The 21,787-nt window shown below is 60.7% G+C and carries 22 protein-coding genes; 20 read left to right on the top strand and 2 right to left on the bottom strand.

The genetic code is table 11. From position 1 onward, the window contains the following. Positions 1-97 precede the first annotated feature (97 nt). A complete protein-coding gene (locus MU846_RS04125; protein WP_246948731.1) occupies positions 98-1,801 on the bottom strand; it encodes a potassium/proton antiporter in 1,704 nt (567 codons plus the stop codon). A gap of 267 nt (positions 1,802-2,068) precedes the next feature. Here MU846_RS04125 and mnmG point away from each other — a divergent pair, with 267 nt between their 5' ends. From mnmG to glmS, 20 genes are all read left to right on the top strand, one after another. Further along, the gene (gene mnmG, locus MU846_RS04120) at positions 2,069-3,967 is read left to right on the top strand and encodes a tRNA uridine-5-carboxymethylaminomethyl(34) synthesis enzyme MnmG (RefSeq protein ID WP_246948728.1); all 1,899 of its coding nucleotides are present in this window, start codon (positions 2,069-2,071) and stop codon (positions 3,965-3,967) included. Continuing rightward, positions 3,964-4,602, top strand: a complete 639-nt coding sequence (gene rsmG / locus MU846_RS04115; protein WP_246948725.1) for a 16S rRNA (guanine(527)-N(7))-methyltransferase RsmG — start codon at positions 3,964-3,966, stop codon at positions 4,600-4,602. Before mnmG ends, rsmG begins: the two co-directional genes overlap by 4 nt. A gap of 83 nt (positions 4,603-4,685) precedes the next feature. Beyond that, on the top strand, positions 4,686-5,495 hold the full coding sequence (locus tag MU846_RS04110; protein ID WP_246948720.1) for a ParA family protein: 810 nt from the start codon (positions 4,686-4,688) through the stop codon (positions 5,493-5,495). Between the two features lie 3 nt (positions 5,496-5,498). After that, positions 5,499-6,410: a ParB/RepB/Spo0J family partition protein gene (locus tag MU846_RS04105; RefSeq protein ID WP_246948718.1), complete on the top strand. Its 912-nt coding sequence runs from the start codon at positions 5,499-5,501 to the stop codon at positions 6,408-6,410. Positions 6,411-6,797: 387 nt separating this feature from the next. Further along, positions 6,798-7,691: a LysR family transcriptional regulator gene (locus MU846_RS04100; protein ID WP_246948716.1), complete on the top strand. Its 894-nt coding sequence runs from the start codon at positions 6,798-6,800 to the stop codon at positions 7,689-7,691. A gap of 298 nt (positions 7,692-7,989) precedes the next feature. Continuing rightward, on the top strand, positions 7,990-8,499 hold the full coding sequence (locus MU846_RS04095; protein WP_246948715.1) for a DUF2589 domain-containing protein: 510 nt from the start codon (positions 7,990-7,992) through the stop codon (positions 8,497-8,499). Positions 8,500-8,573: 74 nt separating this feature from the next. Further along, positions 8,574-9,254: a DUF2589 domain-containing protein gene (locus MU846_RS04090; RefSeq protein WP_246948712.1), complete on the top strand. Its 681-nt coding sequence runs from the start codon at positions 8,574-8,576 to the stop codon at positions 9,252-9,254. 77 nt (positions 9,255-9,331) lie between these two features. Beyond that, positions 9,332-9,562 (top strand): hypothetical protein, encoded by a 231-nt coding sequence (locus MU846_RS04085; protein ID WP_246948710.1) that lies wholly within the window; start codon positions 9,332-9,334, stop codon positions 9,560-9,562. A gap of 27 nt (positions 9,563-9,589) precedes the next feature. Continuing rightward, positions 9,590-10,108: a hypothetical protein gene (locus tag MU846_RS04080; protein ID WP_246948700.1), complete on the top strand. Its 519-nt coding sequence runs from the start codon at positions 9,590-9,592 to the stop codon at positions 10,106-10,108. Between the two features lie 896 nt (positions 10,109-11,004). Beyond that, positions 11,005-11,433: an ATP synthase subunit I gene (locus MU846_RS04075; RefSeq protein ID WP_246948698.1), complete on the top strand. Its 429-nt coding sequence runs from the start codon at positions 11,005-11,007 to the stop codon at positions 11,431-11,433. Positions 11,434-11,547: 114 nt separating this feature from the next. Beyond that, entirely contained in the window at positions 11,548-12,417 is an 870-nt protein-coding gene (gene atpB / locus MU846_RS04070; protein ID WP_246948695.1) for a F0F1 ATP synthase subunit A, read from the top strand. Positions 12,418-12,476: 59 nt separating this feature from the next. Continuing rightward, the gene (gene atpE / locus MU846_RS04065) at positions 12,477-12,695 is read left to right on the top strand and encodes a F0F1 ATP synthase subunit C (RefSeq protein ID WP_008734510.1); all 219 of its coding nucleotides are present in this window, start codon (positions 12,477-12,479) and stop codon (positions 12,693-12,695) included. A 44-nt stretch (positions 12,696-12,739) separates the two neighbouring features. Then, positions 12,740-13,210, top strand: a complete 471-nt coding sequence (locus MU846_RS04060) for a F0F1 ATP synthase subunit B (protein WP_246948694.1) — start codon at positions 12,740-12,742, stop codon at positions 13,208-13,210. 15 nt (positions 13,211-13,225) lie between these two features. Further along, on the top strand, positions 13,226-13,762 hold the full coding sequence (locus tag MU846_RS04055) for a F0F1 ATP synthase subunit delta (protein ID WP_246948693.1): 537 nt from the start codon (positions 13,226-13,228) through the stop codon (positions 13,760-13,762). A gap of 17 nt (positions 13,763-13,779) precedes the next feature. Further along, positions 13,780-15,324 (top strand): F0F1 ATP synthase subunit alpha, encoded by a 1,545-nt coding sequence (atpA, locus tag MU846_RS04050; protein ID WP_246948692.1) that lies wholly within the window; start codon positions 13,780-13,782, stop codon positions 15,322-15,324. A gap of 20 nt (positions 15,325-15,344) precedes the next feature. Continuing rightward, entirely contained in the window at positions 15,345-16,217 is an 873-nt protein-coding gene (gene atpG / locus MU846_RS04045) for a F0F1 ATP synthase subunit gamma (protein WP_246948686.1), read from the top strand. 33 nt (positions 16,218-16,250) lie between these two features. Next, a complete protein-coding gene (gene atpD, locus MU846_RS04040) occupies positions 16,251-17,636 on the top strand; it encodes a F0F1 ATP synthase subunit beta (RefSeq protein WP_246948684.1) in 1,386 nt (461 codons plus the stop codon). Between the two features lie 61 nt (positions 17,637-17,697). Next, positions 17,698-18,132, top strand: a complete 435-nt coding sequence (locus tag MU846_RS04035; RefSeq protein WP_246948682.1) for a F0F1 ATP synthase subunit epsilon — start codon at positions 17,698-17,700, stop codon at positions 18,130-18,132. A 242-nt stretch (positions 18,133-18,374) separates the two neighbouring features. After that, positions 18,375-19,736, top strand: coding sequence for a bifunctional UDP-N-acetylglucosamine diphosphorylase/glucosamine-1-phosphate N-acetyltransferase GlmU (gene glmU / locus MU846_RS04030; RefSeq protein WP_246948681.1), 1,362 nt, complete (start codon positions 18,375-18,377; stop codon positions 19,734-19,736). 6 nt (positions 19,737-19,742) lie between these two features. Further along, entirely contained in the window at positions 19,743-21,569 is a 1,827-nt protein-coding gene (glmS, locus tag MU846_RS04025) for a glutamine--fructose-6-phosphate transaminase (isomerizing) (RefSeq protein WP_246948680.1), read from the top strand. Here glmS and MU846_RS04020 read toward each other — a convergent pair. Next, complete coding sequence (locus tag MU846_RS04020) at positions 21,530-21,781, bottom strand: hypothetical protein (protein ID WP_246948679.1); 252 nt, start codon at positions 21,779-21,781, stop codon at positions 21,530-21,532. The two genes, glmS and MU846_RS04020, sit on opposite strands and share 40 nt — an antisense overlap. Positions 21,782-21,787 lie beyond the last annotated feature (6 nt).

Raw genomic sequence — 21,787 nt, 5'->3', positions numbered from 1 at the left:
CGGTGCGCAGTTATAGCGAAAGGGGAGTGAACAAGCGTTGACTGTGGGTACACTGGAAAGTGGCGCTAAGGTAATGGTGGCCCCGAGCGCATGTAGCTCATTCCTTCGACAGCTGAATGCCAACCAGGCTGATGCGGCCATTCTCAATTGCCCGCACCCGTAGCCGGATGCCAGCCAGGTAAATCGTGTCACCCACTACCGGCGAAGTGCTATGCCGGTGGCGGAACAGCTGTTTCAGGCTCATGGTCAACTCATGACTGGCCAGATCCGTCAGGCCGTAGGTGCGAGCCACTTCGTCGACTTGCACCGAGCCGTGAACAGTGAAATCGCCATAAAAGCGGCGTAGTTCTGCAGTAGAAGAAAGGAACCATTCACTGAGCTGCTCAAGCTCACCATGGCTGGCTAGCAGCGAAAGAGTGTCGCCGGCCTGGAGCATCAGATGGCCCTCCAGCGGCAGTGAAGCGCCTGCCCGCACCAGCGCGACCGCACGCGCCCCGGGTGTGACCAGGCTCCCCAGCTCCTTGCCGTCGGCGCGCGAGCCGGCTTCAATGCGAAACTGGGCTACAAACTGGTTGTCCACTCCTTCCAGAGCAACTTCAGTCAACGGTTTGGCAGCTGGTGGCAGCGCCAGCTTCAGCCACCGCGCCATCGGGCCCAGCGTGGTGCCCTGCAGCAATAGCGAGCTGATGACTACCACGAACACGATATCGAACAGTAATCGACTCTGCTCCAGCCCCGCCATCAGCGGGAAAACCGCCAGTACAATAGGCACTGCGCCGCGCAGGCCGGTCCAGGCGATAAAGATCTGTTCGCGGCGAGGAAAGGCAAAGGGCAACAGCAGCAGCCAGACTGTCAGCGGGCGGGCCACCAGCATCAGGAAGGCAGCGATCAGCAACCCCGGCAGGAGCGAATCGAGGAGCTCCTTGGGCGACACCAGTAGGCCGAGCAACAGAAACATGCCCGATTGGGACAACCATGCCATCGAATCCATGGAGCGCAGCACATTGTCGCTGGTGCCACTGCGCCAGTTACCGGCGACCAATCCCGCCACGTAAGCGGCCAGGAAGCCGGAGCCGCCAAGCAAGTTGGTGACGGCCCACAGAGTAAGTCCGCCTGTACAGAGCAACAGGGCGTGCAGCCCTTCATTGCTGCGCACGCGCAGTAGCAGTTCCGCTAACAATATGCCGAGACCGATACCCAGCAAGGCGCCTACGCCGAACTGCTGAATCAAGGCGGTGAGGGTGGTCACCCCCCAGCTGATGTCAGGCTTGAGCAGCAGATCGATCAGCAATACGGTGATAAAGATCGCCATCGGATCGTTAAGGCCGGATTCGATCTCCAGCGTGCTGGCAACCCGCTCGTTGATACGTACCCCGGCGCTTCGAATCATGCTGAATACAGCGGCCGCATCGGTTGAACCGATGATGCCCCCGAGCAACAGGCCGACCCGCCAGTCAACGCCCAGCAGCCAGGTGGCAAAGGCGCCAGTAAACATGGCCGACAAGGCTACCCCCACCGTGGCGAGCGTGAGTGCTGGTTTCAGGCCGACGCGAAAGGTCTCCAGGCGGGTGCGCAGGCCGCCGTCAAGCAAAATGACGGTCAAGGCCAGGTTGCTGATGAGGAAAGCGAGATCGACGTCCTCGAACTGGATGCCGCCGATGCCATTTTCACCGGCCGCCATACCGACGCCAAGGAAAACAAGCAGGCTTGGCACCCCGATTCGAGGGCTGAGCGAGCCCAGCAGCAGGCCGATAAAAAGGATTAGTGCCCCGGCCAGAATGAAAAAATTCAGCGATTCCACGCAGTTGTTCCCGGATGGTTTGAGTTGACGCACGAGCGAGGGAGCGAAAGTATAGCACAAGCGCCTACCCCCCCTCCCTTTATCAGATGATGGGGCGTTGTCGCGCGGAGACGATCGGCAGCCGCACTGCCCAGGCGCAGGGCATCGCCGGCTTATCGAGTGTCTCACCTTTATTTTCCGCGGGCGGGCTTTATACTACGCGCCCTTGCTGTTCATATTTTGAGCAGCACCACATGTTCAGCCGGCATTACCGGCAGGTGAGGAGTGATGGATTTTTCCAAGCGTTTCGGTGTGATAGTCATCGGTGGCGGCCACGCTGGCACTGAGGCCGCCTTGGCGGCTGCGCGCATGGGCGTGGACACCCTGCTGCTGACACACAATATCGAGACGCTGGGGCAGATGAGCTGCAACCCGGCGATCGGCGGCATCGGCAAGAGCCATCTGGTGCGCGAGATCGACGCGCTTGGCGGCGCCATGGCGCGGGCCACGGATCGCGCTGGTATCCAGTTTCGCGTGCTCAATGCCCGTAAAGGGCCGGCCGTGCGCGCTACCCGTGCGCAGACAGATCGCGTCCTTTATAAGGCAGCGATCCGCGAGGTGCTGGAGAACCAGCCGCAGCTGACGATTTTCCAGCAGGCCGTGGATGACCTGATCCTTGAGCAAGGCCGCTGTGTGGGTGTGGTGACGCAGATGGGTTTGCGCTTCCATGCCGATGCGGTGGTGCTGACAGTGGGCACCTTCCTTGGTGGGCGCATCCATATCGGCCTGGAAAACCAGTCGGGCGGCCGCGCGGGTGATCCGCCGTCGATTGCGCTGGCTGCGCGGCTGCGCGAGATGCCGTTTCGGGTTGATCGCCTGAAAACCGGCACGCCACCCCGTATCGATGGCAAGACGGTAGATTTCTCGGTGATGCAGGAGCAGTGGGGCGATACGCCCGCGCCGGTGATGAGCTATCTCGGCCGCCCGGAAGAGCACCCGCGCCAGGTGTGCTGCTATATCACCCACACCAATGCGCAGACGCACGAGATCATTCGCTCCGGCTTTGAGCGTTCGCCGATGTTCACCGGGGTGATCGAGGGCGTGGGGCCACGCTATTGCCCCAGCATCGAAGACAAGGTCAGCCGCTACCCGGACAAAGACACTCACCAGATCTTTGTCGAGCCGGAAGGGCTGACCACCCATGAGCTGTATCCCAACGGCATTTCCACCAGCCTGCCGTTTGATGTGCAGCTGGCAGCGGTGCGCTCGATCCGCGGTTTCGAGCAGGCGCATATCACCCGGCCCGGCTATGCCATCGAGTACGATTACTTCAATCCGCAGGATCTCAAGCATTCGCTGGAAACGAAGCATGTGCCGGGGCTGTTTTTCGCCGGCCAGATCAATGGCACCACCGGCTACGAAGAAGCAGGCGCGCAGGGGCTGCTGGCGGGCCTCAACGCGGCGCTGCTGGCGCAGGAAAAAGAGCCCTGGTACCCGCAGCGGGATGAAGCCTACCTGGGTGTGCTGGTGGATGACCTGATTACGCTTGGCACCCGCGAGCCGTATCGGATGTTTACCAGCCGGGCGGAATACCGGCTGCTGCTGCGCGAAGACAACGCCGATTTGCGGCTGACGGAAAAAGGCCGCGAGCTCGGGCTGGTGGATGACGAGCGCTGGGCGGCCTACTGCGCCAAGCGCGATGGCACCGAGCGGGAAGCCGCACGGCTGCGCGCCACCTGGGTGCGCCCCGGCAGTGCTCGCAGCGCCGAGGTCAACGCGCTGCTGGATGCGCCGCTCACCCATGAATATAACCTGATGGATTTGCTCAAGCGGCCGGATGTGTCGTATCAGGCGCTGCTTCAGGCGGCGGGGCTGGCGGCAGAAATGCCCGCTGTCGCGGAGCAGGTCGAGATTCTGGCGAAGTATTCCGGTTACATTGATCGGCAACAGGATGAAGTGGCGAAGCTGCGTGCGGCAGAAGGCACTGCGCTGCCCGAAGATCTGGATTACAGCCGGGTCAACGGCCTTTCCAATGAGGTGCGGCAGAAGCTGGAAAGTGCGCGGCCGCAAACGCTGGGGCAGGCCGGGCGCATTCCCGGTGTGACACCGGCAGCGATATCGCTACTGCTGATCCATCTCAAGCGTTATCGGCAGGCGGTAGACAATACGCCCGGCGTGGCGCTGTGAGCCTGGGGCAGCAGCTAGCCAGCGGCATTGATGCGTTGGGCCTTGAGCTTGATGCCGGCCAGCAGCAACAGTTGCTGGCGTATGTGAGCCTGCTTGATAAATGGAATCGAGCCTTTAATCTCACCGCGATACGGCAGCCGGCCGAGATGGTGACCCGCCATGTGCTCGATTCGCTGGCGGTGCTGCCGCACCTTGGCGAAGGGCCGACGCTGGATGTGGGCACCGGCGCCGGCCTGCCCGGGCTGGTGCTCGCCATCAGCCGGCCGGCGCAGACATTTGTGCTGCTTGACAGCAACGGCAAGAAGACCCGCTTCGTGCGCCAGGCCGCACGGGAGCTTGGGCTGGCCAATGTTGAGGTTGTGCAGTCTCGCGTGGAACAGTACCGTAATGAGTCATTCCAGAACGGCTCGCCTCAGGTCATCACCCGTGCCTTCGCCTCGCTGCCGGATATTCTCGCGTTGACCGGCCATTTGCTGGGCGAGCGCGGCCGGCTGCTGGCCATGAAGGGCGCCCAGGCCGATACCGAAGTGGCCGCCGTGCCGGCGCCCTGGCAGGCGCATACCGTATCGCTGGTGGTGCCGGGCCTGAATGAATCACGGCAGCTGGTGATCGTGGAAAGGCTCGCTGCCGGCTAACGGTATCGAAGAACGTTGCGGGGAAGAGCACAGCCAGCCTCGTACGCGCCGCCGCAGGGCGAACAGGGCAAAGGAGAATCATAGTGAGCACAGTGTTCGCACTTGCCAACCAGAAAGGTGGCGTCGGCAAGACGACTTCCAGCGTCAACCTTGCGGCGTCGTTGGCGGCAACACGCAAACGTGTGCTGCTGGTGGATATTGATCCACAGGGCAACGCGACCTCCGGCTCCGGGGTCGACAAGCACGAGACGGAATATACCGTTTACGATGTGCTGGTGGATGACGTGCCGATTGAGCAGGCGATTGTCGGCACGCCGGAAGGCTCCGGCTTTGATCTGCTGGCCGCCAACGGCGATCTGACCGCGGCTGAAGTGCAGTTGCTGGACATGGATCGCCGTGAATACCGGTTGCGTGAGGCGCTGCACCGGGTGCGAGCACGGTACGATTACATTCTGGTGGATTGCCCGCCGTCGCTGAACATGCTGACCGTCAACGCTCTGACTGCGGCGAATTCCGTGATCGTGCCGATCCAGTGCGAGTATTATGCACTGGAGGGGCTGACCGCGCTGCTGGATACCATCGATAAAATCAGCAAAGTGCTGAACCCGTCGCTGCACATCGGCGGTCTGTTGCGCACCATGTACGATCCGCGCAACAGCCTTTCCAACGACGTTTCCAATCAGCTGATCAGCCATTTCGGCGACAAGGTCTATCGCACCATCATTCCGCGCAACGTGCGGCTGGCGGAAGCGCCCAGCCACGGCGCGCCGGTGATCAGTTATGATGCCAAATCCCGGGGCGCGATCAGTTATCTGGCGCTGGCCGGCGAAATCCTGCGCCGCGAACAGGCGCTCAACCAATCGAAACAGGCACAGCAGGCAAAGGTGGATTAAGGCATGGCAGCCAAGCGTAAAGGGGGACTCAACAAGGGCCTGGACGCGCTGCTCAGTCGCAGCTCGGGGCCGGCCTCCCGCGAAGAAGTCAGCATCAGCGACGATAACGTCGCGCCGCCGGTGACCGATCAGGCACCCCGCGACGGCGAATTGCGCAAGCTGCCGGTCGAATTACTGGAACGTGGCCGTTATCAGCCCCGGCGCGACATGTCGCCGGAGGCGCTGGAAGAGCTGGCGGAATCCATCCGCGCCCAGGGCGTGATGCAGCCGATCGTGGTGCGCCCCATCGGCGACAAACGCTACGAGATCATTGCCGGTGAACGCCGCTGGCGCGCCGCACAACTGGCGGGGCTGCACAGTATCCCGGCGGTGGTGCGCGACGTGCCGGACGATGCCGCCATTGCCATGGCGCTGATCGAAAACATCCAGCGTGAAGATCTCAACCCGATGGAAGAGGCGCTGGCGCTGGCGCGGTTGAAAGACGAATTTACGCTCACCCACCAGCAAGTAGCCGATGCGGTCGGCAAATCCCGCGCCATGGTCACCAACTTGCTGCGGCTGATCGCACTGGAAGAAGATGTGCGCAAGCTGCTGGAACATGGCGACCTGGAAATGGGCCATGCCAGAGCACTGCTGGCGCTGACCGGCCAGAACCAGATAGAAGCAGCGCGCATGGTCGTCGCCCGCGGCCTGAATGTGCGCCAGACCGAAGCGCTGGTGCGCGATTTCGACAAGGTGCGCAGCACTGCGGCACCCAAGCGCGAAGACCCGAACGTGCGCCGTTTGCTGAACGATCTTTCCGACCGGCTCGGCGCGCCCGTAGCACTCAAGCAGGGCGCCGGGGGCAAGGGCAAGCTGGTCATCAGCTACAACAGCCTGGATGAGCTCGACGGCATTCTTTCGCACATCAAGTAACATTATTTTCTGTTTGAACAGCCACCACCAGAAGTTGGGCCGCGCCGATGGCAAGGCCCGACTTTCTCCAGTCTGGTAATCCGCTATCGCAGCTTTCTCCGGCCGACCCGGCTTTTTCGCAGCACTGCGCCCTGGCCGGGCTTGCTGATGCTGGCGTCTCGTTTCCCTGCGCCGCTATTGGTGTGATAAGTCGCCAAAATCTCACATAAACCGTAAGCCGCGCCTGCATAATGGCATAGTGGCACCGGTTGCAAAATGCGAACAAGGTCGTACAGTTCGCAGCGGCATCTCGGGCCGGGCTCTTGCACAGGGCATTACAATAAAAGCGACCGCATTACAGCCCGTGTTCCAGGGTTCGGTATTCACCGGAACCATGCAGGGAAGTGTGTGCGATCAATCGACCCCAGATACTTCAGAGCCTTCAAGGCTGTGGCCGAAGCCGGCACGTTCAGCGAAGCGGCCGGCCTCGCCGCCATGACGCAAGCCAATATCAGCAAACATATCAAGGCACTGGAAGATCAGCTGAGCAGCGTGCTTTTTCTACGCACCCCACAAGGCGCGGTGATTACCGAGGTGGGGCTGCGGCTGCGCGATTATATTCGCCATGTGGAGATGCTGGAGTCGCGCTTCATGTCCGAGATTCGCCACCACTCAATGGCTACGTCGGGCAACATTTCTTGTGCCATGCCGGCGTCCTGTCTGATGCTGCCGTCTGTCATGGCCTTGTGTCATCGCCAGCAGGCACTTAGAGACATCTGCGTAAACCTGCATCTGCTGCCCGCCAGAAAAGTGATAGACCGCGTGATAGATGGCAGTGTTGATATAGGCATATGTCTGGAGCGCCGCGATCAGGCGGAGCTGAGCTACCGGCCGCTGTGCAAAGAAGAATATGTTGCCGCTGGTGTGCCAACGCTCGATATCGCCGGTCTTGATGCGGAGAGCCTGGTGCATTGCCGGTTTATCCACCATCCGGAATTTTCTTTCTATTTCCACTTGTGGTGCTGCAACTTTTTCCCCGACTGCAGCGATCTCGACGCCAGGGCGCTGGCTTATGTGGGTAAAGCGCGCAGCATTCATGAGGCGGTGATGATGGCGCTCAACGGGATGGGTATCAGCCTGTTTCCGCGCCACTGTATCGATATGCACTTGCGAGCGGGCACGTTGCAAGAATATACGCAACCCGGCGTAGCATGTTTGTCCAACGATCTTCATCTGGTAATGCTGAAGGATGGTGTGCCTGTGCAGGGCATGGAGCCGTTGTTGTCCTGGTTTATCGAATAATATAGCTCTTTCTTCGCTCGTCTTTCGGTTGCTCTGTGTGGCCGGTTTTGTCTTATTTTTTTCCTTTTGTTGCTTTCTCTGCGGCGGGTTATTCCGATCTGGAATCGGACCAGTCGTAATCGGAATTGCCTGCGTCGCGCTCGCTTATCAGAATCAACCGTGTTCAGCGGCAGCGCATTTGCGAGCTGCCGGAATAACATCATACGGGAGTGCACGGCCCGGGTGGGGCTGGTAGACGGGAGAGCGCCGTTAGCCAGCTTTGGCTGCGCGCCGGCTTCCGATCCGGGAGTGTCGGGCCATGATAAAAATTGAAGATCTCGTCTACGCCATCCAAGCAGCGGTCACAGGTGCTAATGATGCCTTGCAGAATCAGGCCGGGGAGTTTCTGGATCGTTTTTTTGACACAGTGCAACAGCCCGTCGCCGAAGGCGAAGAAGCGCAGCTGGCAAGCGAAACCTTGCGGCCACGTTATGTCACGATGGAATACCCCACCGAAACACCCGAAGGCATCAAGACGCTCAGCGTCAATGTGCCGCTGATTGCCATGGTGCCGATTGTCCATTCCCGTATCGAAGAAGTGGTGTTCCGTTCCGCGCTGGATGTGCAGCAGCAAGACAATGGCGATGTCACGGTGGCGTTTGTGGCGCCGCCATCCAAAAGTGGTTTCTTCAAGCGCGACAGTGTCAGTGCTTCGGCACCGAACGCGACGGAAATCGAGATACGCATTCGCGGCGACGAATCGCCGGAGGGCCTTCGTAAGATTGTGGAAGGCTATACCAGAGCACTGCGGGCACAGATCCCGGGTTGACGGTCTGTTGAGAGCGCCTGCCTCGGGGGGCAGGTGCCCGTATTGCATCAAACTAATATTCAAGGAGAAAAATAATGCCAGACGTAAACACGGGGCCAGCGTTGGTCTCGATGGCGCAGCAGTTTTCAGGTTTGCCGATGCGCTCACTGATCGGCGGGCCGCTGACAGCGGCAGCGCAAGCAAACAGCATGATGGCGGTTACCCAGACCAACTTCATGCTTGATACCTGCTTCAACAAAGTAGAGAACGGCGACAGTACCTCGTTGCAACCGATCATGGTGACAATGCAGATCAGCCGTGGCGTGATCGGCCAGGGTGAAGCGGCGCAAGGCAGCGCACCGCCCACCAACATCACCAATGTCACCACCTCGTTTGATATTCCACTGCTGACATTGATCCCGCTCAATGCCTTGGGCGTGACCGACGTGGAGGTGGGCTTCGACATGGAAGTGAAATCCAGTTACTCGGACGAATCGACGCAGGAAAGCTCAAGCTCGTCGCACGCGGAAGGAAGTTTCAAGACCAAGCTTGGCGCCGGCTGGTGGTCGGTGGAGGTAAAGGGCAGCGTGAGCCACGACAGCTCGCAAAGCGCCTCCAGCACCACCAGCTATCAGAAGAGCAACAGCGCCAAGTACACGGTATCGGTGAAGGCTGGCCAGCTGCCGCTGCCCGAAGGGGTAACGACCATTATCCAGGCGTACACCAACAGCATCAGCCCGATCACGCTGGGCACAGCGGAGCCAGCAGCGTCCTGATTTCCGAACGGTGATCAGGCGCCGCATAACCGGCCCGGCATCAAGACGCCGGGCCACCTTCTGCCAAGGAGATAAACATGCAAACCCAGATAGGCTGCCCGGACTGCGGCACAACTATTCCGATCGACACCAAACTGCTTTTGTCGGGGCAGCGCTTCATGTGCTCGCGATGCGCGCTGTCGATCTCGCTCGCCTCCGAAAGTCATGCCCTGGTACAGGACGCGGTACGGGGCTTTGATCGGCTGGTGGCGATGAAAGAGGCTGTGGGAGAGAAAGCAACCCGGCACCTGAAGCAGCGGACGCTGTGAAATGGATTCCTGAAAATGGGGGCAACTATGCCAAAGTATTATATTGCGCTGATCGACCGGCCCGATGGCAAAATGCACGTTCCGGTAAAAGCGCAGCTCAACCCTTACAACAAGCAGCGCGCTTATTGTGCCGGAATGCCCCAGTTTTTCGGTGGTACCGACGACCGGGACACACCGCCAGCGGCGGTGCTGGCTATGGAGGTGACGCAGGAATCCCGCGGCACCCTTGAGCTGATTCCATCCGCGCCGCATTACTTTGCCGACGAAGGCAATATGTTCTTTTACTACGCCACCGAGGAGGAGTGGGCACGAACTGGCGCAGAGTGGGAGCCTGCCAGCACGCCCGAGCAAGCAGAGATGGATAGGCTGGTGGAGATCAACCTGTTCTCGTTTCGTGACGACATGGACGACCAGGCCATTGTCGGGGAGCTGATGGTGCAGGCCGGGTGCGAGCTGGGCACAGAAGGTGGTGAAGAGTTCGAGCAGTCTGCGACGAAAGCAGCATTCATTGCGCTGATTCGCAAATACCTTGCCGATGCTCTGTGACGTTGCCTGCGGCGAGGTCGCTTTCACGGCCTTGCCGCGATCGGTGGCCGGCGGGTCGCTCCACCCTTATATGACGGGGTGCCCAGAGCGTGCGAAGCGGGATCAAATGAGCGGCAGCGTTCGCCAGCGCTTGAGCGGGCACATCCGGCTCAGGCCCGCGCGGGCCGGGCACTGGCGGGGCGATGAGCGAGTCGGCGGTGGCAATAGCGGCGATAAGCCCGGTGGCATCCGGGGCCCGATCAATTAACCGCTGCCACGCCGGCCCGCAACAGGCTGGGTTGACTGCCTAGTTGTGCCGTCTGCTCTGTCCGCCCTATTTGCACACATCCCGGTCGCTCCTTCTATGCACATCGCCTGGTCGGCTGCGGCTGGCCTGGTTACGCAAACCTGTCCCGGCTCACCGGGCCCGTCCGGCATGGCGTGGTCTGGGCCCGGCAGCCACCTCGCCAGCCAAGGGGTTCCTCGCGGCTGTTGGATATCCGCACCCGCCCCCAGCCTGAGCCGCGCGGCCGGCGTGTCGAGGGCCAGGAGAGGTTTCGGACGGACGGGCGTTATCGGGCCGCTCGGCCGCTCGCCAGCCCCGTTATCATTTCGTTTTGTGGCGGTTGCGCCATATCTGCGCCGGCGGCCCAGAGGCGGCTGGCTACGCCAGAGCGCGAAATCAGGCGGCTCGGCGGCATGGATGCCCGGAACACGAGCGCGGCTCATGTGCCGGCTTCACTTGTGGCGCGTGCGCCGGTGGTCATAAACCGCACCGCAAAGCAAGATTTCATGCCGCTCTTCGGTTGCAGTCGGCGGGGCATGTCCCTATACTCTGCGCGCCTGAGAACGGGGCTCGCCGACGGCGGGATCCACACCCACTGCCGTTGAGGTGGTGCTGGCGAGGCGGAGTCACCGTGACCAAAACTGCGTTTCCCGGGGCCGTTATTTTCCGGGGTCTTTTGCTGGTGCAGCTCACCGCGTTGTTGATCGCGGGCGCACTGGCCGCGTTACTGGCCGGGGGCCTTGAGGGCCTGGCCGCCCTTTGGGGTGGTGCCATCTGTCTGCTGGCCCACGCCTGGGCCGGTTTTCAGGTCTGGTTGCATCCGCGCAACCGGGATCCACGACATCAGGCTGGCGCGGTGATCCGCGCCGAGCTGGGCAAGATTGCAATCATGTTGCTGCTATTCTGGCTCTCCTTCCGGGAGTGGCCGGACTTGCGCGGCCAAAGTGCAGCGGCGGCGCTGCTGGCGAGCTTTTTTATCGCCCAGATGGCCGGCTGGATCTGGCTTGCGCGGGTCACCGGTGGCCCGGCGGTTGGCGGTGGCAACGGGCAGGATGGTTAATGGCAGGGGATCGAGCGTGCCCTGCCGCTGCGGGGCGGCGAACTCCCGCAGCATGAAAAAACGCCTCGTCGCGAGAGGGGTTTTTCACACACTGTTGATGGCTGGATAACGCACATGGCAGATACACCGACCGAGTACATCAAGCACCACCTGACCAATCTGACCTACGGCAAGGTGCCGGCCGGCACGGTGCGTTGCGATGGCAGTATCACCCAGGCTGACCAATGGGTGCTGGCCCGCTGCGGCGAAGAAATGAACGCCATGGGCTTCTGGGCATTCCACGTGGACAGCCTGTTCTTTTCCGGCCTGATGGGCATTGTGTTCCTCGGGCTGTTCCTGTGGGTGGCGCGGCGCGCCAGCGCAGGCGTTCCTTCCGGATTCTCCAATTTCGTCGAAGTGGTGGTGGAATTCGTCGACGGTCTGGTGCGCGACACCTTTCACGGCAAGAGCAAGCTGATCGCGCCGCTGGCGCTGACCACCTTCTGCTGGGTGTTCATCATGAGCAGCATCAAGCTGCTGCCGGTGGATACCGCCTGGGGCCTGCAAGTGTTGTTCGGCCTGGAATACCTGAAGCTGGTGCCCACCGTTGATCCGAACATCACGCTGGCGATGTCCTTCTCGGTGCTGTTCATGATCATCGGCTTTGCCATCACCCATAAAGGCATCGGTGGCTTCATCGGTGATCTGACCCTGCATCCCTTCGAGGTCAGCAATCCCATCGGCAAGATTCTGTTCATCCCGATCAACTTCGTGCTGGAATTCGTCGCTCTGATGGCCAAGCCGGTTTCGCTGGGCCTGCGGTTGTTCGGCAACATGTTCGCGGGTGAGTTCGTATTCATCCTGCTGGCGGCAATGCTTGGCTACTGGCAGTTCGTCGGCGCTGTGCCGTGGGCGATCTTCCACCTGCTGGTGATTCCGTTGCAGTCATTCATCTTCATGATATTGACCATCGTGTATCTCAGCATGGCCAGTGAACAACACTGATCCATCCAGGTAACGTAACTGAAATTTCAAGCAACCTAAACGTAAAACGGGAGTGGAAAATGGAACTCAACCTGCTTGCAGCTGCAATCGTCGCTGGTCTTGCGGCAATCGGCGCCGGTCTGGGCTTTGGCCTGATGGGCGGTCGTTTCCTTGAGAGCGTTGCGCGTCAGCCGGAGCTGGCTCCGATGCTGCAAACCCGCATGTTCATCATCGCGGGCCTGCTCGACGCCGTGCCGATCATGTGTATCGCTATCGCGTTCCTGATGATCTTCCAGTAAGACCCGATCCGGGAAATTCACGCAACGCGGTTTGAGGTGTTCGCATGAACATTAATGCAACACTGCTTGGCCAGGTCATCTGGTTCGCCTTGTTCGTCTGGTTCTGCATGAAATTCGTGTGGCCGCCGATCATTGGCGCGCTGACCGAGCGCAAGCAGAAAATCGCCGATGGCCTCAATGCGGCCGATCGGGCAGCGCGTGATCTGGAACTGGCGCAAGCCAAAGCCAGCTCCAACCTCCATGAGGCGAAGGAGAAGGCGGCCGAGATCATCGAAGCGGCCAATCGCCGTGCCAATCAGATCCTTGACGAAGCCAAGGCCAATGCCAAGGCGGAAGGTGATCGCCTGGTTGCGAAAGCACAGGCCGAGATCGAGCAAGAGATCAACCAGGCACGCGAGCAGCTTCGCAAGGAAGTTTCTGCGCTGGCTTTGCAAGGTGCAGAACAGGTCCTGGGCGCAGAAGTGAATCGGGATGCACACAAGCAGCTGCTTGAGCAGCTGGCGGCCGAACTCTGACTAAGCGGGTAACCCATGGCTGAATTGACCACCATCGCTCGTCCTTACGCCAAGGCAGCTTTCCTGTTCGCGCGGGACAACAGTGCCCTGGCGGAATGGGAAAAGATGCTGGGCGTGGCCGCGGCAGTGGCGGAAGACCCCGCCATGCGCGCCTGGCTCCAGCAGCCACAACTGAGCGCCGGCCAGCGGGCCGAAGCATTTGCCGATGTCTGTGGCGACGCACTGGATGAAGGCGGCCGCAACTTCGTCGCGCAGCTGGCCGAACATGGCCGACTGCCGCTGCTGCCGGCTGTCTTCGAACTGTTCCACGCCCTGGTGGCCGCCGAGCAGGCAGTGGTGGATGTGGAGCTGATCTCCGCCCATGCGCTGGAAGAAGCTGAAGTCGAGCGGCTGGTTGCCAGCCTGAAACAACGCCTGGGCCGGGAAGTGCGCACCACATCGAAGGTCGATGAGCGCCTGATTGGTGGCGTCCTGATCCGTGCGGGTGACACCGTGATTGATGGCAGTGTGCGCGGCAGATTGGCCCGCCTGGCCGAGCAACTGAACTCTTGAGTTTGAGGGATTGAAGCATGCAGCAACTCAACCCGTCCGAAATCAGCGAGATCATCAAGCAGCGTATTGCCAAGCTTGATGTCTCCACCCAGGCGCGCAACGAAGGAACCGTGGTATCGGTCTCCGACGGTATCGTGCGCATCCATGGTCTGGCCGACGTCATGTATGGCGAAATGATCGAGTTTGAAGGCGGTGTGTATGGCATGGCCCTCAACCTTGAGCGTGATTCGGTTGGTGCGGTGGTGCTGGGCGATTACCTCGGCGTAGCGGAAGGCCAGAAGGTCAAATGTACCGGCCGTATTCTGGAAGTGCCGGTTGGCCCGGAACTGCTCGGCCGTGTGGTCGATGCACTGGGTAACGTCATCGACGGTAAGGGCCCGCTGGGCACCGATGTCACCGAGCCGGTGGAAAAGGTTGCGCCGGGCGTGATCTGGCGTAAGTCGGTCGACGAGCCGGTACAAACCGGTATGAAAGCCATCGACGCCATGACGCCGATCGGCCGTGGCCAGCGTGAGCTGATCATCGGTGACCGTCAGATCGGTAAAACCGCCATCGCGGTCGATACCATCATCAACCAGCGCAACTCCGGCATTAAGTGTATCTATGTGGCTATCGGTCAGAAGCAATCGACCATCGCCAACGTGGTACGCAAGCTGGAAGAGCACGGCGCGCTGGAAAACACCATCATCGTTGCTGCTTCCGCGTCCGATCCGGCAGCCATGCAGTATCTGGCCCCGTTCGCCGGCTGCGCCATGGGTGAATACTTCCGCGACCGTGGTGAAGACGCGCTGGTGGTCTACGATGACCTGACCAAGCAAGCCTGGGCATATCGTCAGATTTCCCTGCTGCTGCGTCGTCCGCCGGGCCGCGAAGCGTATCCGGGTGACGTGTTCTACCTGCACTCCCGTTTGCTGGAACGCGCTGCCCGTGTCAACGAAGAATACGTGGAGAAGTTCACCAACGGCGCGGTGAAAGGCAAGACCGGCTCGCTGACGGCGCTGCCGATCATCGAAACCCAGGCGGGTGACGTATCTGCGTTCGTACCGACCAACGTGATCTCCATCACCGATGGTCAGATCTTCGTTGAAACCGACCTGTTCAACGCGGGTATCCGCCCGGCCATGAACGCCGGTATCTCGGTATCGCGGGTAGGTGGTGCAGCGCAGACCAAGATCATCAAGAAGCTGGGCGGCGGTATTCGTCTGGCGCTGGCACAGTATCGTGAGCTGGCAGCGTTTGCGCAGTTCGCTTCCGATCTGGACGAAGCCACCCGTGCGCAGCTTGAGCACGGCCAGCGCGCCACCGAGCTGATGAAACAGAAGCAGTTCAGCCCGATGTCGGTAGCCGAAATGGGCGTCGTGTTGTACGCCATCAACGAAGGCTTCCTGAAGGATGTCGAGCTGGAAAAAATCGGCAAGTTCGAAGCCGCGCTGCTGGATTATATGAACAGCGAGCAGAAAGCGTTGATGGACAAGATCAACGAGAAGGGCGACTTCAACGGCGAGATCGAGTCCGGTATCAAGGGCGCGATCGAGACGTTCAAGGCCACCCAGACCTGGTAATCGCTTAAAAGGACAGTCCTATGGCCGGCGCGAAAGAGGTACGTACCAAAATCGCAAGTGTCCAGAGCACGCGGAAGATCACCCGTGCGATGGAGATGGTTGCCGCCAGCAAGATGCGTCGCGCTCAGGAGCGCATGGCGGCGTCCAAACCGTACGCCACGCGCATCCGCGAAGTGATCGCGCATCTGGCGAACGCTGATGTGGAATATCGCCACCCTTACCTTGCCGAGCGCGAGGTGAAGAAGGTGGGCTATATCGTGGTCAGCAGTGATCGCGGCCTGGCCGGCGGCCTGAACGTCAACCTGCTCAAGCAAGTGGTGCGCGAAGCGCGTCAGTGGTCGGAGCAGGGTGTGGAAGTGCAGTATCTCGCCATCGGTAACAAGGCGTTGAGTTTCTTCCGCAGCTTTGGCGGCAATGTGACGTCCTCGGTGAGTGGCCTGGGTGACACCCCCCATATGGGTGATCTGGTGGGCTCGATCAAGGTGATGGCGGATGCGTTCGTTGCCGGTGAGCTGGACCGCGTGTATCTGGTGTACAACGAGTTCGTCAACACCATGACGCAAAGCCCGCTGGTGCAGCAGTTGCTGCCACTGAAATCGGGCGATGAGTCCGAGTTCAAGAACACCACCGGGCAACGTTGGGATTACATCTACGAGCCCTCTGCCCGTGAGCTGATCGATGGCCTGCTGAAGCGGTTTATCGAGACGCAGGTGTATCAGGGTGTGGTGGAAAACAACGCCTGTGAACAGGCTGCGCGGATGGTTGCCATGAAGGCGGCGACCGATAACGCCGGCGACCTGATTCGTGATCTGGAGCTCCTGTATAACAAGGCCCGCCAGGCGGCCATTACCCAGGAAATCTCCGAAATTGTTAGTGGCGCCGCCGCGGTCTGACCGCGCGGGCAGAGAAGCTGAGAGGATGCAAGCATGAGTAGCGGTCGTATTGTTCAGATCATCGGCGCTGTAATCGACGTGGAGTTTCCGCGTGAGGCTGTGCCCAATGTCTACGATGCACTGACAGTGAGCGGTGCCGATACCGTTCTGGAAGTACAACAGCAACTCGGTGACGGCATCGTTCGCACCATCGCCATGGGCTCCACCGAAGGCCTCAAGCGTGGGCTGGATGTGGCCAGCACTAATGCGCCGATCCAGGTGCCAGTGGGTAAAGAAACCCTGGGCCGGATCATGGATGTACTGGGCCGCCCGATTGACGAAGCTGGCCCGATTGGCGAGCAGGAGCGCATGCCGATCCACCGCAAGGCGCCGAGCTACGCGGAGCAGGCTGCCGCCAACGAGCTGCTGGAAACCGGCATCAAGGTGATCGACCTGGTCTGCCCGTTTGCCAAGGGTGGTAAAGTCGGCCTGTTCGGTGGCGCCGGTGTGGGCAAGACCGTGAACATGATGGAGCTGATCCGTAACATCGCCATCGAGCACTCCGGTTTCTCTGTGTTTGCCGGTGTGGGTGAGCGTACCCGCGAAGGGAACGATTTCTACCACGAGATGAAAGATTCCAATGTTCTCGACAAGGTGGCGCTGGTATACGGTCAGATGAACGAGCCGCCGGGCAACCGTCTGCGTGTGGCCCTGACCGGCCTGACCATGGCGGAGAAATTCCGTGATGAAGGCCGCGACGTACTGCTGTTCGTCGACAACATCTACCGTTACACCCTGGCAGGTACCGAAGTATCGGCACTGCTCGGCCGTATGCCATCGGCAGTAGGTTATCAACCGACTCTGGCGGAAGAGATGGGCGTGCTGCAAGAGCGCATCACCTCCACCAAGACCGGCTCGATCACCTCCGTTCAGGCCGTTTACGTGCCTGCAGATGACTTGACCGACCCGTCGCCGGCCACCACCTTTGCTCACCTTGATGCCACCGTGGTACTGAGCCGTGACATTGCCGCCAAGGGTATCTACCCGGCGATCGACCCGCTGGATTCCACCTCGCGCCAGCTTGATCCGCTGGTGATCGGCGAAGAGCACTATGCCGCCGCCCGTGGCGTGCAGACGGTTCTCCAGCGCTACAAAGAGCTGAAGGACATCATCGCGATCCTGGGTATGGACGAGCTGTCCGAAGACGACAAGCTGACCGTAATGCGTGCGCGTAAAATCGAACGCTTCCTGTCCCAGCCGTTCTTCGTGGCGGAAGTATTCACCGGCTCGCCGGGTAAGTACGTTTCCCTGAAAGACACCATTCGTGGTTTCCAGGGTATCCTGAGCGGCGAGTTCGATCACATTCCGGAGCAGGACTTCTACATGAAGGGCTCCATCGACGAAGTGATCGAAGCCTACAACGCCCGCCAGGCCAAGTAAGCGCAGCATCCGGCGTCTGCGGACGCCGGGTGGTTGAAGCAGGATATTCAGGAGAAGCCCCATGTCGATGACTGTGCAATGCGACATCGTCAGTGCTGAGAAACAACTGTTTTCCGGGCTGGTGGAAATGGTAGTGGCGTCCGGCAGCGAGGGTGATCTCGGTATCCTGCCCGGTCACGCACCGCTGCTGACCGGCCTGAACCCCGGCCCGGTACGAATCATCAAGCAGGGCGGTGAAGAAGAAGTGTTCTATGTCAACGGCGGCTTCGTGGAAGTGCAGCCAAAAGTGGTTACCGTGCTGGCGGATGCTGCCGCACGCGCACACGACATGGACGAAGCTGCGGCCGAAGAAGCCCGCCAGCGTGCCAAAGAAGCGCTGGAAGGCAAGAATACTGAAATGGATTACAGCGCCGCCGCCGCACAGCTTGCTGAATCGGTCGCGCAGCTGCGTGCTATCCAGCAGATGAAGAAAAAATTCGGTGGTGCCGGTAAATAAGCGACAAGGCATCCGATGCCAGCGTCACGAAGGGGTAGCTGCCAGGCTGCCCCTTTTTTGCTTTTCAGGCCGGGCGCGTCTCAGGCACATGCGCTGAGGGTTTTCCCGCCGCAAGAAAAGGGCGAGCAGCACCCTACTAGCTCAGGAACGTTGAACACCGGAACAACCGAACACAAGCGCTGATTGGCAAGAGCGCCGATTGAGAACGCGGGGCGAACAGGCCCTGGCAGACGAGGTACAAGATGGAACTTGCAGTGATCATCCTTGCTGCGGGCAAGGGCACCCGGATGCGCTCGCACCTGCCGAAGGTGGCGCACCCGATCGCTGGCCGGCCGATGCTGGCCCACGTCATCGACGGTGCACGCTCGCTGGCGCCTGCGCGCATCTGCGTGGTCTACGGCCATGGCGGTGATCTGGTGCGGGAAAAAGTGCCCGCCGCCGACGTCACCTGGGCCGAGCAGGCCGAACAGCTTGGCACCGGCCATGCGGTGGCCCAGGCGATGCCCCATGTCAGCGAAGATGTGGTGCTGATCCTTTACGGCGACGTGCCGCTGATCCAGCCGGATACCCTGCGCAGTTTTGTCGAGCGTGTGACGCCGACACGGCTGGCGCTGATGACGCTGGAAATGGACGACCCCGGTGCCTACGGCCGCATCGTGCGCAACGCCGCCGGCGAGGTGCAGGCGATAGTCGAATTCAAGGACGCCGACCCGGCGCAACGCGCCATCCGCGAAATCAACACCGGCATTCTTGCCTGCCCGCGCAAATTTCTTGCCGAGGTGCTGCCGAAACTCTCCAGCAACAATGCGCAAGGTGAATATTATCTCACCGATGTGATTGCCATGGCCGTCGAGGCCGGGCTGGCGGTGGAAGCGGTGCAGCCGGCATTCCCGTGGGAAGTGGATGGCGTCAATGATCGCGTGCAGCTGGCGCGTCTGGAGCGCATCTTTCAGCAGGTACAGGCGGAACAGCTGATGCGCGCCGGCGCCACAGTGCTCGACCCGGCGCGGCTGGATATTCGCGGCACAGTCGAATGCGGGCAGGATGTGGTGCTGGACGTGAACGTCGTACTGGAGGGCGCAGTGAGCTTGGCCGACGGCGTGCGCATCGGCCCCAATTGTGTGATCCGTAATGCACAGATCGGCCGTGGCACCGTGGTGGAAGCCAACTCGGTGATCGACGGCGCCGAGATCGGCGAAGCCTGCCAGATCGGGCCTTTTGCACGGCTGCGCCCCGGCACGGTGATGGCGTCGCGTGGCAAGATCGGCAACTTTGTCGAAACGAAAAATACCCGCGTTGGAACTGGCAGCAAGATCAATCATCTGAGCTATGTCGGTGACAGCGAGCTGGGTGAGCACGTCAATGTGGGCGCGGGCACCATCACCTGCAATTACGATGGCGTGAACAAATCGCAAACCCTGATCGGGGATAACGCTTTTATCGGTTCCAACGCGTCACTGGTCGCACCGGTGACCATCGGCAAGGAGGCTACCGTCGGCGCAGGCAGCGTCATCACTCGCGATGTTGCAGCGGGTGAGCTGGCTGTGGCACGGGGCAAACAGAGAAACATCAGTGGCTGGCAACGGCCGCAAAAAAAGGATTGAACGTCTATGTGTGGGATTGTGGGTGCAATCGCAGAGCGTAATGTCGCAGGGATTCTGCTGACGGGCCTGAAGCGGCTGGAATATCGTGGCTATGATTCGGCCGGTGTGGCCATCGTCGACAAAAGCGGCGTGCAACGCGTGCGCCGTGCAGGGAAAGTACAGGCACTGGATGATGCGGTGAATGATTCCGGCACCAGCGGCACACTGGGTATCGCCCACACGCGCTGGGCGACACATGGTGTGCCTTCCGAGCGTAACGCGCACCCGCATATGTCCGGCAATGGCCTGGCGCTGGTGCACAACGGCATCATCGAGAACTATCAGAGCCTGCGCAACCGGCTGCAAGGCGAAGGCTACGAGTTCCACTCCGACACCGACAGCGAAGTGATCGTGCACATGGTGCATCAGGCGATTGCGGCTGGTGATGATCTGCTTGCCGCCGTACAACGCACCGTGCGCGAGCTGCATGGCGCCTACGCGCTGGGTGTGGTGAGCGAAACCGATCAGGATCGCTTTATCGCCGTGCGCAGCGGCAGCCCGCTGGTGATCGGCCTCGGCATTGGTGAAAACTACGTCGCCTCCGATCAGCTGGCGCTACTGCCCGTCACCACACGCTTTATTTTCCTGCAAGAAGGCGATGTGGCAGAAGTGCGCCGTGACAGCGTGCGCATTTTTGATCGTGACGGCACGGAAGTCGAACGTGAAATTCACGAATTCGACGGCACCCACGAAGATGCCGAAAAGGGCGAATATCGCCACTACATGCTCAAGGAAATCTTCGAGCAACCAGTTGCGCTGCAACGCACCCTCGAAGGCCGCCTCGGTAGCGTGGCTGACCTTGATGGGCTGTTCAGCAAGAACGCCGATCTGCTGGAGCGCGTACGCTTTATCCAGATCATTGCCTGCGGCACCAGCTACCATGCCGGCATGATTGCCCGTTACTGGCTGGAGGCACTCGCCGGTGTGCCATGCCAGGTGGAAGTCGCCAGCGAATTCCGCTACCGCACTCATGTGGTGCCGGAAGGCACCTTGTTCGTGACCATCTCGCAAAGTGGTGAAACCGCCGATACCCTGGCCGCTCTGCGCGCCACCAACAGCCCCAACTATGTTGGCCGGCTGGCGGTGTGCAACGTGGACAGCTCGTCGCTAGTGCGCGAATCCGAGCTGGTGCTGCTGACCCGCGCCGGCCCGGAAATCGGCGTTGCCTCCACCAAGGCGTTCACGACTCAGCTGGCCGCCCTGAAAATGCTGGTGCTGGCCATGGCCCGCGTTCGCGGTGTGGATGAGGCAACCATCCAGGCACAGCTGGACGAGCTGCGACAACTGCCGGGCCTGATTCAGCAAGTGCTGCTGCTTGACGATGAGATCGAAAAGCTGGCCGAGCAGTTTGTGGAGAAAAATCACACCCTGTTCCTGGGCCGGGGCACGCAATACCCGGTGGCGATGGAAGGCGCGCTCAAGCTCAAGGAGATTTCCTATATCCACGCCGAAGCCTATCCGGCCGGTGAGCTCAAGCATGGCCCACTGGCGCTGGTAGACAAGGAAATGCCCGTGGTCGCGGTGGCGCCCAACGACGAGCTGCTGGAAAAACTGAAATCCAACCTTCAGGAAGTGCGTGCGCGAGGCGGAGAGCTGTTCATCTTCGCCGATGGCGATGCGGCACTGGAAAACGAAGACGGCATGACCGTGCTGAACATGCCCGCCGTGCCGGAGTGCCTGATCCCGATCGTCTACACCGTGCCGCTGCAACTGCTCAGCTACCATGTGGCCGTGATGCGCGGTACGGATGTGGATCAGCCGCGCAACCTGGCGAAATCGGTGACGGTGGAATAACCGAAGCAATCGCTGCCCGAACTGATACGGCATACCCATAAGCCCGCAACTTTGTTCCGTATCTCCAGCGCAATGCGGGGGATACGGAACATGGCCGCAGCCAGAAAAGCCTGCTGGCGCAGCGCCAGTGCGCCTGAAATCCGCCCCCACGGAGCTTTCAGACAACGAATAAAAACGTTAAAGGGGGCAGGGCGCCAAATCGGCTCGAGCATGGACGA

The organism is Alcanivorax quisquiliarum, assembly GCF_023051175.1.
Classification (GTDB): Bacteria; Pseudomonadota; Gammaproteobacteria; order Pseudomonadales; family Alcanivoracaceae; genus Isoalcanivorax; species Isoalcanivorax quisquiliarum.
Note: the sequence above shows the minus strand (reverse complement) of the source record. Positions and strands in the feature narration are given on the sequence as shown.

What these genes read in the sequence shown, in the direction of transcription:
- mnmG (WP_246948728.1), top strand. Translation starts at nt 2,069, where the DNA reads ATGGATTTTTCCAAGCGTTTCGGTGTGATAGTCATCGGTGGCGGCCAC.
- MU846_RS04105 (WP_246948718.1), top strand. Translation starts at nt 5,499, where the DNA reads ATGGCAGCCAAGCGTAAAGGGGGACTCAACAAGGGCCTGGACGCGCTG.
- MU846_RS04095 (WP_246948715.1), top strand. Translation starts at nt 7,990, where the DNA reads ATGATAAAAATTGAAGATCTCGTCTACGCCATCCAAGCAGCGGTCACA.
- MU846_RS04090 (WP_246948712.1), top strand. Translation starts at nt 8,574, where the DNA reads ATGCCAGACGTAAACACGGGGCCAGCGTTGGTCTCGATGGCGCAGCAG.
- MU846_RS04085 (WP_246948710.1), top strand. Translation starts at nt 9,332, where the DNA reads ATGCAAACCCAGATAGGCTGCCCGGACTGCGGCACAACTATTCCGATC.
- MU846_RS04080 (WP_246948700.1), top strand. Translation starts at nt 9,590, where the DNA reads ATGCCAAAGTATTATATTGCGCTGATCGACCGGCCCGATGGCAAAATG.
- atpB (WP_246948695.1), top strand. Translation starts at nt 11,548, where the DNA reads ATGGCAGATACACCGACCGAGTACATCAAGCACCACCTGACCAATCTG.
- atpE (WP_008734510.1), top strand. Translation starts at nt 12,477, where the DNA reads ATGGAACTCAACCTGCTTGCAGCTGCAATCGTCGCTGGTCTTGCGGCA.
- MU846_RS04060 (WP_246948694.1), top strand. Translation starts at nt 12,740, where the DNA reads ATGAACATTAATGCAACACTGCTTGGCCAGGTCATCTGGTTCGCCTTG.
- MU846_RS04055 (WP_246948693.1), top strand. Translation starts at nt 13,226, where the DNA reads ATGGCTGAATTGACCACCATCGCTCGTCCTTACGCCAAGGCAGCTTTC.
- atpA (WP_246948692.1), top strand. Translation starts at nt 13,780, where the DNA reads ATGCAGCAACTCAACCCGTCCGAAATCAGCGAGATCATCAAGCAGCGT.
- atpG (WP_246948686.1), top strand. Translation starts at nt 15,345, where the DNA reads ATGGCCGGCGCGAAAGAGGTACGTACCAAAATCGCAAGTGTCCAGAGC.
- atpD (WP_246948684.1), top strand. Translation starts at nt 16,251, where the DNA reads ATGAGTAGCGGTCGTATTGTTCAGATCATCGGCGCTGTAATCGACGTG.
- MU846_RS04035 (WP_246948682.1), top strand. Translation starts at nt 17,698, where the DNA reads ATGTCGATGACTGTGCAATGCGACATCGTCAGTGCTGAGAAACAACTG.
- glmU (WP_246948681.1), top strand. Translation starts at nt 18,375, where the DNA reads ATGGAACTTGCAGTGATCATCCTTGCTGCGGGCAAGGGCACCCGGATG.
- glmS (WP_246948680.1), top strand. Translation starts at nt 19,743, where the DNA reads ATGTGTGGGATTGTGGGTGCAATCGCAGAGCGTAATGTCGCAGGGATT.
- MU846_RS04020 (WP_246948679.1), bottom strand. Translation starts at nt 21,781, where the DNA reads ATGCTCGAGCCGATTTGGCGCCCTGCCCCCTTTAACGTTTTTATTCGT.